Genomic DNA, 12,038 nt, shown 5'->3' with positions numbered 1-12,038 from the left:
ACACTATTATTTCTCAATTTTTAATTCTCAATTCTCAATTTATTTTCCGTACATCTTTTCGTAATATCCCTGATAATCGCCACTGGTAACTTCTTCCACCCAGGCTTGATTTTCCAAATACCATTCAATAGTTTTCACTATTCCAACTTCGAATTTTGTTTCGGGATACCAGCCTAAAGCATCGGTAATCTTCGTCGGGTCGATAGCATAACGCTGGTCGTGTCCCAAACGGTCTTTGACGAAAGTAATCAGGTCTTCGTTCATCCAATCGATGGAAATCTCACCGTTGGCATCTTTCACTTTCTTCTTGAGAATCTTGCGATATTCGGGGTTCTCCGCCATCAGACGGTGAATGGTAGAGATAGTCAGCTTCACAATTTCGAGATTTGTCTTCTCGTTGTGTCCGCCTACGTTGTACACTTCTCCTTCCTTGCCTTCACGCACTACGACGTCGATTGCTTTGCAGTGGTCTTCCACATAAAGCCAGTCGCGCACGTTGCTGCCGTCACCGTAGACAGGCAGATGCTTTCCTTCGAGGATATTCTTGATTATCAATGGAATCAATTTCTCAGGGAAATGATACGGTCCGTAGTTATTTGAACAGCGGGTAATCGTAACCGGCATCTTATACGTGTCGTGATAAGCCATCACGAACATATCCGCGCTCGTTTTGGAAGCACTGTACGGGCTGTGAGGGCAAAGCGGGGTAGCCTCGGTGAAATACCCTTCGGCTCCGAGCGAACCGTACACCTCGTCGGTAGATACCTGATGATAGCGTACACCCTTTCTCCAGGTCGGGTAACCATGTTCGTCTTTACCCATCACCCATGCGCGACGTGCGCAATCCAGCAAGTTCTGTGTCCCGAGAATATTTGTAATCAGGAACAGTTGCGGATTTTCGATGCTGCGGTCTACATGACTTTCGGCAGCAAAATTCACCACATAGTCAAAACGATACTCAGCAAAAAGACCGTCTACCACATCGCGGCTGCAAATATCTCCCTTGATAAAAAAGCAGCGTTCGTTGTCGATGTCTTTGGCAATCGTTCCTAAGTTACCCGCATACGTCAGAGCGTCCAGTATCACGACTTTGACGTCGTTATACTTGCCCAAGATGTACTTAATGTAATTCGCACCGATAAAACCTGCGGCACCGGTCACTAGATAAGTTTTCATATTTTATTTATTATGTTGATTTTAGGGTTGTTTCGCCAGTTCGATGAGGTACTTGCCATACTCGGTCTTTTCGAGTCGTTGTCCCAACAGAAGCAACTGTTCCGTCGGAATCCATCCCTGACGCCAGGCTATTTCTTCGATACAACTCACGTAGAACCCTTGACGATTCTGAATGGTAGCGACAAAGTTGGAAGCTTCCAGCAGACTGTCGCAATTTCCCGTATCCAGCCAAGCGAATCCGCGTCCGAACAGCTCCACTTTCAACGTACCTTCTTCCAAATAAAGGCGGTTCAAATCCGTTATTTCATATTCTCCACGTGCCGAAGGGCGAAGAGCCGCCGCTTTTTCCGTCACGCTGGCATCATAAAAGTAGAGTCCGGGCACGGCATAATTGCTTTTCGGCACTTCGGGCTTTTCTTCCAAAGAAATCACATTTCCCTGTTCGTCAAACTCCACGACACCATAAGCGCGCGGGTCTTTCACGTAATAACCGAAGATGCAAGCTCCTTTCTCCGTACTGGCAGCCCGGCGAAGCATAGCGGAAAATCCCTGTCCATAGAACATATTATCACCAAGAATCAAGCATCCCGGTTCGCCGTTCAGAAAGTCGGCACCCAGGACGAAAGCCTGTGCCAGTCCGTTGGGTTGTTCCTGAATCTTATAAGAGAAGGACATTCCCAACTCCTCACCCGTTCCCAGCAAGTCGCGGAACATCGGCAAGTCACGTGGAGTCGAGATTATCAGCACCTCACGTATTCCCGCCAGCATCAACGTAGACAATGGATAATAAATCATCGGTTTGTCATACACAGGCATAATCTGTTTGGAAATCGCTTTAGAAAGCGGGTAAAGACGGGTAGCACTTCCCCCGGCGAGAATAATTCCTTTCATGTTCGTCTAAGTTAAATCATTAACTGTGTGCAAAGGTCGGAAAGAAATCTGAAATGACAAAAATAATGTGGCAATATTTCAATCTGTCAACCTGTCTATTTGCTGTCCTGTCGTTTAATTGGACAGCATCACATTGGCGAATTAACACATTATTTATCCGCCAGCTCGATAACTTCCAGGTCACTGAACGCCCCTTGGTCAATTACAAACCGCACCAACGTCCGCACCTTATGAAAGCCGGACATCCCTGCCGCCCCCGGATTGATATGCAGCATATCGAGCGTTTTGTCATACTTTACCTTTAATATATGCGAATGTCCGCTGATAAAAAGTTTTGGCGGACGCGCCATCAGACTGCCGATTATCGAAGGATCATACTTCCCCGGATAACCGCCGATATGCTTTATCAGCACCTCCGCGCCATCCACCGTGAAGCGGTTCACCTGCGGAAACAGCTTCCTGATTTCCTGCCCGTCTATATTTCCATAGACCGCGCGGAACGGCCGGAACGCTGCCAGCTTCTCCGCAACTTCCACTGAACCAATGTCTCCGGCATGCCAAATCTCGTCACACGGCTCGAAGTATTCCAGGTATTTCTTGTCCCAGTAAGCGTGAGTATCTGATAATAATCCAATTCTTGTCATCTTCTTGTCATCATTTAAGAAAGTTTATCTTTCATTTCCTCCGTAAAAAGTTCAAAAGCGTCCCTTATCTCATCTATCTGAGGATGAGTGATTTTTAAAATAACAGAAGCGAAATAACAAATCGAATCCGACTCTACTTTTGCCGTAAAATGCATATATTCCCCCCGTTTCTCATATTCATGAAACCAAATATCAAAAAGACGGTCACGAATAGCCTGCCGACCATCCGAAGTATCGCAGACATAGAGTAGTACATTACTATTTTCCTGAAAAAACACCTCTACGATAGCCCATACTGTTTTGCGAACCAACGAATCTTTGAGAACATGATTGCCATTCTTCTCTACAATAAAAAACTGGTAGGTATTTTCATCAAAAAAGGTGTAATCCTCCACGAAACCCGCCTCATACGTTAATCCATATCGGGTATGAAAAATCAGTGAATTTCCATCACTTGCAATTTCGACTTTGTAAGGTGAGATTCGGTTAATTTGTTCAATAGGAAGGCAGTACATCAGCAGAACTTAACCAACTTGAAATCTTTGTCCTTCAATTCGGACACAGAACGCCCGCTCTGAACCTGTTCAGTCCAAATACGTTTGCGTATAGCAGCCTCTTTTATGGCTTTCACCGCTTCTTCTTTCGATTTAAATTTCTTCATTGTCATCTTTCCAACGGCTTATTTATGATGCAAAAGTACGAATTTATCCGCAACAAGCAATGTTTTTCACCAATTTATTCACTCGTCCTCCTACATCTTACTAAACAAAAGAAAATGAATCTTGTTTTTCATCTTTATTTCTTTGTTTAATCCCACAAAGATACTATATTTGGAAAAATCTTAAAGCACATGGAAAGCAAATATAATTATTTTAAGCGAGATATCAGTTGGCTATCATTCAACTACCGCGTATTGATGGAGGCTCGGGACGAGCATCTCCCGCTCTACGAGCGCATTAATTTCATTTCCATCTACTCTTCCAACCTCGAAGAATTTTACAAAATCCGTGTGGCCGACCATAAAGCGGTCGCTTCGGGAGCAACGGAAAGCGACGAAGAAACCGTACAATCCGCCCGCGAACTCGTAGAAGAAATCAACCGGGAAGTCAACCGGCAACTGGACGACCGTGTGCTTATCTACGAACAAAAGATACTGCCTGCCCTGCGCAAAAACCATATCATATTTTACCAGGACAGACACGTAGAACCGTTCCACCAGCAGTTTATCAAAGACTTCTTCAAAGAAGAAATCTTCCCCTACCTGCAACCGGTACCCGTATCCAAAGATAAAATCGTCTCCTTCCTGCGAGACAACCGGCTTTATCTTGCCATCCGTGTTTATCTGAAAAATGCCCAGCGCACCCCCTACTACTTCGTCATGAAGCAACCGTACGCCAAAGTCCCCCGCTTCATCGAACTCCCGTCTCACGAGAAGAACCACTACCTGATGTTCACCGAAGACATCATCAAAGCGAATCTCAACCTCATTTTCCCCGGCTACGACATCGACTCGAGCTACTGTATCAAAATCTCCCGCGACGCCGACATACTGATTGACGACACCGCCAGCAGCGCCGACCTCGTAGCCCAACTGAAGAAAAAAGTAAAGAAACGCAAGATAGGTGACGTCTGCCGTTTTGTCTATGACCGCGCCATGCCGCAAGACTTCCTGGACTTCCTCGTAGACGCCTTCCGCATCCACCGTGACGAGCTCGTCCCCGGCGACAAGCACCTGAACCTGGAAGACCTGCGCCATCTGCCCAACCCGAACAAAGCCCTGCGCGGCATTGAGAAACCGAAGCCGATGAAGCTCACCATCCTTGACGAAAAAGAATCCATCTTCAACTACGTCGCCCAGAAGGATTTGCTTTTATATTACCCTTACCACTCCTTCGAGCACTTCATCCACTTCCTCTACGAAGCCGTGCACAACCCGGAAACCCGTGAAATCATGGTGACACAATACCGCGTAGCCGAAAACTCCGCCGTCATCAACACCCTGATAGCCGCCGCCCAAAACGGCAAGAAAGTCACCGTATTCGTAGAACTGAAAGCCCGTTTCGACGAAGAGAACAACCTCGCCACCGCCGAAATGATGCAAGCCGCCGGCATCAAAATAATATACAGCATCCCCGGCCTGAAAGTCCATGCCAAGGTAGCCCTCATCCGCCGCCGCGGCCTGAACGGCGAAAAGCTACCCAACTACGCTTACATCAGCACCGGCAACTTCAACGAAAAGACCGCCACGCTCTACGCCGACTGCGGACTTTTCACCTGTCGCAAGGAGATAGTGAACGACCTCTACAACCTCTTCCGCACCCTCCAAGGCAAAGAAGACCTGAAGTTCAGCACCCTCCTCGTCGCCCGTTTCAACCTCATCCCCGAGTTGAACCGCCTCATCGACCGTGAAATCTCCCTTGCCGACGAAGGCAAGCAAGGCCGTATCATCCTCAAAATGAACGCCCTTCAAGACCCCACCATGATAGACCGCCTCTACGAAGCCTCCGAACACGGCGTACAAATCGACCTCATCGTCCGTGGTATCTGCTGCCTCATCCCCGGTCAGTCATACAGTCGTAACATCCGTGTCACCCGTATTGTAGACAGCTTCCTTGAGCACGCCCGCATCTGGTACTTCGGCAACGACGGCAGCCCCAAAGTCTTCATGGGTTCTCCCGACTGGATGCGTCGCAACCTCTACCGCCGCATCGAAGCCATCACGCCCGTCCTCGCCCCCGACCTGCGCGACAGCCTGATTGAAATGCTCAACATCCAACTCGCCGACAACCAAAAAGCCTGCTGGGTGGACGACCAACTGCAAAATGTATTCAAAAAGAGAACACCCGGCACCCCCGCCGTCCGGGCACAATACACCTTTTATGACTGGTTGAATAAAAAATAAAGAATAGAAAATCATGATTAAAATAGATGGCATAGACCCTAAAATGATAGCTAATAACTCAATCCCTTTTGAGCCAACGCATCCAGGAGAAATACTGAAAGATGAAATTGAGTTCAGAGGTATCTCCCAAAAGAAACTCGCTAAAGAAATGGGCGTATCTTATACAGTATTAAATGAAATATTGAACGCAAAACGTCCATTAAATACAGAGTATGCCATGCTCATAGAAGCCGTATTAGATTTGGATGCCGAACCATTGCTTAAAATACAAACGCGCTATAACCTGCAAATGGCAAAAAGAGATAACAAATTTATGGAGAAACTAAATAAGGTGCGTAAAATTGCAGCAATGCTATAACAAATAATACAATATTAATACATATAATACATACTACAATATCTTTCACCCGTTAGCTGCCCCATTACGCAGCTAACATACCGTACCCCTACACCTACACATCCACCTTACTCCCGTCCCCCCTATACAACACCTCCCAAAACGTCCAAACACCCTCACCCCCTATACCCAAAATCTCCCCCGCAAAGCCCCACCCACGCCGCAAGGTCTCCCGGCCTACTTTTTTCTCCGTCAAGCGAGTGCCCGTAACGAAGCGTTAAGAAGGGCAGACTGTTTGAGCGAAGCGAGTTTCTGCCCTTTAGCGTAGTGAAGGAAGCGAGTAGGAGAAAAAAGTCAGCCTTGAACTTTTCTTTGGTTCTTTCTTTTCTTTCAAGAGAAAAGAAAGAACACTCCCTCCAACATCGTAACACAAATGTAACACATATGACACCTCCCTGCAACCTGAAATCCCGTCCTTTGCATCCGAAAAAGTAACATACACACACCTATATTATCTTATGGAGACAATTTATTTATGTATTATCATCTTCCTCTTCGTCCTTGCCGTGTTCGACCTCATCGTCGGCGTGAGCAATGACGCAGTCAACTTTCTGAACTCCGCGGTGGGCGCCAAAGCCGCCTCGTTCAAAACCATCCTGTTCATAGCCGGCATCGGCATTTTCATCGGCGCCTCCCTGTCCAACGGAATGATGGACATTGCCCGTCACGGCATCTACCAACCCGAGCACTTCTACTTTGCAGAAATCATGTGCATCCTGCTCGCCGTCATGCTGACCGACGTAGTGCTGCTCGACGTATTCAACTCCATGGGCATGCCCACCTCCACCACCGTGTCCCTCGTCTTCGAGCTCCTTGGCGGAACGTTCGCCCTCTCCCTCATCAAAGTACACAACAACGACACCCTCGGCCTGGGCGACCTCATCAATACCGACAAAGCCCTCTCCGTCATCATGGCCATCTTCGTGTCCGTCGCCATCGCCTTCTTCTTCGGAATGCTCGTCCAGTGGATAGCCCGCGTCATCTTCACCTTCAACTATAAGAAAAAGATGAAATACAGCATCGCCCTCTTCGGCGGAATCGCTGCCACCTCCATCATCTACTTCATGCTCATCAAAGGACTGAAAGACAGCTCCTTCATGACCCCCGACAACAAACTCTGGATACAAGAAAACACCTGGCTTCTCATCGCCACGTTCTTCGTATTCTTCACCATACTGATGCAAGTGCTCCACTGGCTCAAAATCAACGTCTTCAAAGTCGTCGTCCTCATGGGCACGTTCGCCCTCGCCCTCGCCTTCGCCGGCAATGACCTCGTCAACTTCATCGGCGTGCCCCTCGCAGGCTTCTCCTCCTTCATGGACTACACCGCCAACGGGGCAGGCAACGCCAACGGCTTCCTGATGACCTCCCTGCTAGGTCCTGCCAAAACCCCGTGGTACTTCCTCATCGGCGCCGGTGCCATCATGGTCTACGCCCTCTGCACCTCCAAGAAAGCCCACGCCGTCATCAAGACCTCCGTCGACCTCTCCCGCCAGGACGAAGGCGAAGAAACCTTCGGAAGCACCCCGATAGCCCGTACCGTAGTGCGAATCAGCATGACACTGGCCAACAGCATTTCCCGCATCATGCCGTCAGGCACAAAAGACTGGTTCAACTCCCGCTTCCGCAAAGACGAAGCCATCATCGCCGACGGAGCCGCCTTCGACCTTGTCCGCGCATCGGTCAACCTCGTACTGGCAGGTCTGCTCATCGCCGTGGGAACTTCGCTGAAACTCCCTCTCTCCACCACCTACGTCACCTTCATGGTAGCCATGGGTACGTCGCTTGCCGACCGTGCCTGGGGACGCGACTCCGCCGTCTACCGCATCACCGGCGTATTGAGTGTCATCGGTGGCTGGTTCATCACCGCCGGAGCAGCCTTCACCATCTGTTTCTTTGTCGCCCTCGTGCTCCACTTCGGTGGCAACATCTCCATTATCGCCCTTATCGCCCTCGCCGTATTCATCCTGATACGCAGCCAAGTGATGTACAAGAAACGCAAAGCGAAAGCACAAGGCAACGAAACCCTGAAACAACTCATGCAGACCTCCAACACCGAAGAAGCCCTTCAACTGATGCGCCAGCACACCCGTGAAGAGCTCTCCAAAGTACTGGAATACGCAGAAACGAACTTCGAACTCACCGTCACTTCCTTCCTGCACGAGAACCTTCGCGGCCTGCGCCGTGCCATGGGTTCCACGAAATTCGAGAAACAACTCATCAAGCAAATGAAACGCACGGGAACCGTAGCCATGTGCCGTCTCGACAACAACACCGTGCTCGAAAAAGGACTCTATTACTACCAGGGCAACGACTTCGCCAGCGAACTGGTGTACAGCATCTCCCGCCTCTGCGAACCGTGTCTGGAGCATATCGACAACAACTTCAACCCCTTGGACGCTATTCAGAAAGGCGAATTCAGCGACGCCGCCGAAGACATCACCTACCTGATTCAGCAATGCCGCAAGAAACTTGAAAACAACGAGTACAGCAACCTGGAAGAAGAAGTCCGCCGTGCCAACGACCTCAACGGCCAACTTTCCCTGCTGAAACGCAAGGAACTCCAACGCATCCAAAGCCAACCGGGAAGCATCCGCGTGAGCATGGTCTACCTGACAATGGTTCAGGAAGCGCAGAACGTAGTGACTTACACCATCAACCTGATGAAAGTAAGCCGCAAATTCCAAATGGAAAGCGAAATGCCATAAGAACAAAATTTGATTGGGGAATCAAATTAGCATGGGGAACACCCAACAGAAAGGGCGGAGAAACAAATGTTTCCACGCCCTTTTACTTTTCCTCTTTTTACGCCATGCGGACTTTTATCTCCCCTCAGGCTACGTGCAACCACACGTTTTTTCGATTTTAACTACCTACTATTATTCCTCAACGTGCGCTAATCCTTCTCCACCCTACCGTTTCTCCGACGGCGGAAACGCAAAATGGCTTCAAGAATATCCAGCAATTTCTCCAGTAATAATTTCATGATTTCTTTTCTCTTTTTTTAAAAGGTTCATACTAACAATCAGCGCCGGTCAAGAGGTTATTGCCGGTCAAGGCACCATCAAAAGCTATCGACGCCTTATTCTATCGGGTGCTCTTTATGCAGCCGACCATTCCTTATGCAGCCGGGTCCGGAGTTTCTCCGCCGTCCGGGTCTTTCCCATCATCAGGATCTTTGCCGTCGTCAGGGTCTTTGCCCGTGTCGGAGATGAACATGCCCGCTACATCCTTGATGTGCACAAATTCCACTCCGGTAGTCAGCGCACGGGTGGCACTTCCGTTGGCGGCACGGGTATATTCGGGTGTAAACTGGCAGCGCAGCGCAGTAATCTGCGAACTGCTGACTTTACTCTCTTGCTCCACCCCTTTCCCGACAGCTTTGGCTATCATGGTAAACGTGCCCAATCCTTCGAGACGGACGGTGCGGCTGTTGAGCAACTGTTCACGCATTACGGACATGAGGTTACGAATCACGTTGTGCACGTCGCCCGCCGTCAATGAAGCCTTTTCGGCAATCATTTCCGCCATCTTCTGCGTGCCCACCATTTTTCCGAATTTTACCAGGCGGGGATAATAAAGTTTCTGTCCTTCCTTGTTGGCTAATGTCGCCTGATAGGGTTTGTAAATTAATGGCATACTGTTTTTCCTTTCTTTTTTTAAATGAGTAATAATTTCCGTGTAACCGATTACGAGGGCAAAGGTAACCGGGAAGAAAAAAGGCAGTACACACGATGTAACAACTCACAACGGGAGGCGACAAGTACACACTATTCCGCACGGATAGTCCCGCCACAGACACTTCTGTACAAAGCAGAACGAACCGGCAGAAAAAGCCGTATCTTTACATATAAATAAGGTACATTAAAAAATTATCAATGATGAGTCGCATACAGACATACAGTAAAAGCCAGCTAGCCGCCCTTTACCTGCCCAATATCCAGTCCGCATCCGCACGCCGCACGCTCCGCAGTTGGATTGCCAAGAACCCGGAGTTGCAAGAAGCACTTGCCCGAACGGGATACAGCGAGAAAGCAATACTGCTCACTCCCGCACAAGTCGGATTATTTTTCAAGTTCTTGGGGGAACCTTGAAGACTAGGCGCTCCCCTGAAAACTGAGAGAACTTTGAAAACTGCGAGAACTCTGGAAACTAAGAGAACTTTGGAAACTAAGAGAGGTGTGAAAACTAGGCGCTCCCTGAAGGCTGAGAAAATTCAGAAAGCCGGTCGGACAACGAACCTGCCTCCCCGTCCGCACTCACAAAAGGCAGTGTAAACCAAAAAGTGCTCCCTACCCCCTGTTGGGAGTCAACACCAATCTCTCCGCCCAGTTTATGGATAATCGTTTGACAAATAGCCAGTCCCAGTCCCGTGCCCTGCGCGAAGCTGTTAAGTTTGACAAAACGTCCAAAGACATCGCCGATATGCTCCGCAGGAATCCCGCATCCGGTATCCGTCACATAAAAATATAAGAAATCATCTTCTTGCAGATAAAAACCGAATTCGATACTCCCCGCCTGGGTGAATTTCATGGCATTATTCACCAAGTTGATAATGACCTGTCGCAGACGAGTCTCATCGGTCACTATGCTACATTCAGGCATTCTTTGATTGTAGAAGATACGGACATCGTTGTTCTTGTTCCGTGCCTTGGCAGTGTTTTCCAGTTCAAAACACAGGTCGTGGATATTCGTGGGATAATAGGCAAGTTCCAATGTTCCCGCTTCTATCTTGGAAAGGTCGAGCACGTCACTGACAAGTTGAAGCAGCAAGTTATTATTATTTTCGATGATATGCATATATTCCTGTTTATCAGCCTCATCAATATCGGGTTCCGCTATCAGTAGTCCCGAGAAACCAACGATAGCATTCAGAGGAGTACGGATTTCATGACTAATGTTGGCAAGAAAGGCCGATTTCAGCTTACTGGCTTCTTCGGCTTTCACTTTTGCCTGAATAAGCGTTTCTTCTATCGTTTTCCGCTTGGTAATCACCAGCGAAGAACCTACCAAAGTGACAGGTTTTCCTTTCTCATCCCGTTCGTCCACGATGGCACGCACTTCCACCCACTCGTAACAGTCGGGATGTTCCGGCCGCGGAAATACCCTGAATTCTTCTTTCACTTTCTGAATTTCACCGCCGAGTAGTTTTTTGATAGTTCTCTCCACACGATACTTATCGTCCGGGTGAATCTTCGAAAAATAAGAAGCTACGGGAATTGTTATCTGCCCCTCGCAGGCAGTGGCTTCCTCTTTCATTATATAAAGGTAGCGGTCGATGTCACAAACAAACACGCCCGTGTCGAGTTCCCATTTCCATGGAGTAATATTGGCTACGTCCAGCGCGGCGGCCAGTTTATGATTAGTGGAGCGCAGCATATTCTGTGTAGACGACAACTGGGTATTATCCACACAAAAGACATCAATGCAGCCCTTCGTCCCGGAGCATTTCACCATCACGGTGAGATATACCTTCTTCTTCTCGAGATAATGCTGGAAAGTCAGTCCCTTCGCCGCGTCCATCGAATTGTACAAGTCGAGCAATCCGGAACCAACAGAGATATTCAGTTCACTGTATTTCTTTCCTACGATTTTTTCTTTCGGCAGGATATATGCCTCAAAAATCGGATTCACTTCCTCGTATACGAAATCCACAATCCGTCCGGTGTCATCGCAAACCAGCCTTTCACGGGCATACAGTATCGGCATATTTTCGGCCATACTACTGTAGTTCCTCATTACTTCCAGCCGTTTACTCCGCTCCGCCAGTGTTCTCCTCAACCACACTACATAAAGGGTAGTCATGAGCAACAGCAAAAAAAGAAGAATGATATAATAGGTATGCTCACCTTCCGGGATTTGCCGCAACTGATTCGCCCCGCAGCAAACTTGTGCCCCGCCTAACGTAAAGGCTGCCAATACCGATGCCTGTTTTATTATTTGTACTTTCACGCGCTTATCTTTTAATTGATTATTTCGTCCCATTCAGTAAGTTCTAGGAGAACTTGGTGAAACACCCAACGCACTT

11 protein-coding genes are annotated in these 12,038 nt (G+C 48.3%); 4 read left to right on the top strand and 7 right to left on the bottom strand.

Translation table 11 applies throughout. From position 1 onward, the window contains the following. Positions 1–39: 39 nt before the first annotated feature. The 5 genes from rfbB to HC965_RS21245 all read right to left on the bottom strand — a co-directional run bounded on the left by rfbB (position 40) and on the right by HC965_RS21245 (position 3,372). Positions 40–1,176 carry a dTDP-glucose 4,6-dehydratase gene (rfbB, locus tag HC965_RS21265; RefSeq protein ID WP_191033348.1) on the bottom strand — a complete coding sequence of 379 codons (1,137 nt, stop codon included), beginning with the start codon at positions 1,174–1,176 and terminating at the stop codon, positions 40–42. Between the two features lie 21 nt (positions 1,177–1,197). Beyond that, positions 1,198–2,067 (bottom strand): glucose-1-phosphate thymidylyltransferase RfbA, encoded by an 870-nt coding sequence (gene rfbA, locus HC965_RS21260; protein WP_191033347.1) that lies wholly within the window; start codon positions 2,065–2,067, stop codon positions 1,198–1,200. 149 nt (positions 2,068–2,216) lie between these two features. Next, on the bottom strand, positions 2,217–2,711 hold the full coding sequence (locus HC965_RS21255; RefSeq protein ID WP_191033346.1) for a metallophosphoesterase: 495 nt from the start codon (positions 2,709–2,711) through the stop codon (positions 2,217–2,219). 14 nt (positions 2,712–2,725) lie between these two features. Next, a complete protein-coding gene (locus HC965_RS21250; protein WP_191033345.1) occupies positions 2,726–3,226 on the bottom strand; it encodes a DUF6169 family protein in 501 nt (166 codons plus the stop codon). Next, positions 3,226–3,372, bottom strand: coding sequence for a hypothetical protein (locus HC965_RS21245; protein ID WP_191033344.1), 147 nt, complete (start codon positions 3,370–3,372; stop codon positions 3,226–3,228). Before HC965_RS21245 ends, HC965_RS21250 begins: the two co-directional genes overlap by 1 nt. A 189-nt stretch (positions 3,373–3,561) precedes the next feature. On the opposite strand from HC965_RS21245, the gene HC965_RS21240 reads away from it, so the two are divergent. From HC965_RS21240 to HC965_RS21230, 3 genes are all read left to right on the top strand, one after another. After that, a complete protein-coding gene (locus HC965_RS21240) occupies positions 3,562–5,613 on the top strand; it encodes an RNA degradosome polyphosphate kinase (RefSeq protein WP_191033343.1) in 2,052 nt (683 codons plus the stop codon). Between the two features lie 13 nt (positions 5,614–5,626). Continuing rightward, complete coding sequence (locus tag HC965_RS21235; RefSeq protein ID WP_191033342.1) at positions 5,627–5,971, top strand: HigA family addiction module antitoxin; 345 nt, start codon at positions 5,627–5,629, stop codon at positions 5,969–5,971. 497 nt (positions 5,972–6,468) lie between these two features. Beyond that, a complete protein-coding gene (locus HC965_RS21230) occupies positions 6,469–8,718 on the top strand; it encodes an inorganic phosphate transporter (RefSeq protein ID WP_191033341.1) in 2,250 nt (749 codons plus the stop codon). A gap of 412 nt (positions 8,719–9,130) precedes the next feature. On the opposite strand, the gene HC965_RS21225 is transcribed toward HC965_RS21230, so the two are convergent. Then, positions 9,131–9,649 carry an HU family DNA-binding protein gene (locus HC965_RS21225; protein ID WP_191033340.1) on the bottom strand — a complete coding sequence of 173 codons (519 nt, stop codon included), beginning with the start codon at positions 9,647–9,649 and terminating at the stop codon, positions 9,131–9,133. A 239-nt stretch (positions 9,650–9,888) separates the two neighbouring features. Between HC965_RS21225 and HC965_RS21220 the strand changes: the two genes are divergently transcribed. After that, positions 9,889–10,104 (top strand): DUF4248 domain-containing protein, encoded by a 216-nt coding sequence (locus tag HC965_RS21220; protein ID WP_191033339.1) that lies wholly within the window; start codon positions 9,889–9,891, stop codon positions 10,102–10,104. 94 nt (positions 10,105–10,198) lie between these two features. Here HC965_RS21220 and HC965_RS21215 read toward each other — a convergent pair whose 3' ends face one another. Beyond that, positions 10,199–11,995, bottom strand: coding sequence for an ATP-binding protein (locus tag HC965_RS21215; protein WP_191033338.1), 1,797 nt, complete (start codon positions 11,993–11,995; stop codon positions 10,199–10,201). Positions 11,996–12,038 lie beyond the last annotated feature (43 nt).

Origin of the sequence: Bacteroides sp. GM023 (genome assembly GCF_014750685.1) — a bacterium.
Lineage (GTDB): Bacteria > Bacteroidota > Bacteroidia > Bacteroidales > Bacteroidaceae > Bacteroides.
Note: the sequence above shows the minus strand (reverse complement) of the source record. Positions and strands in the feature narration are given on the sequence as shown.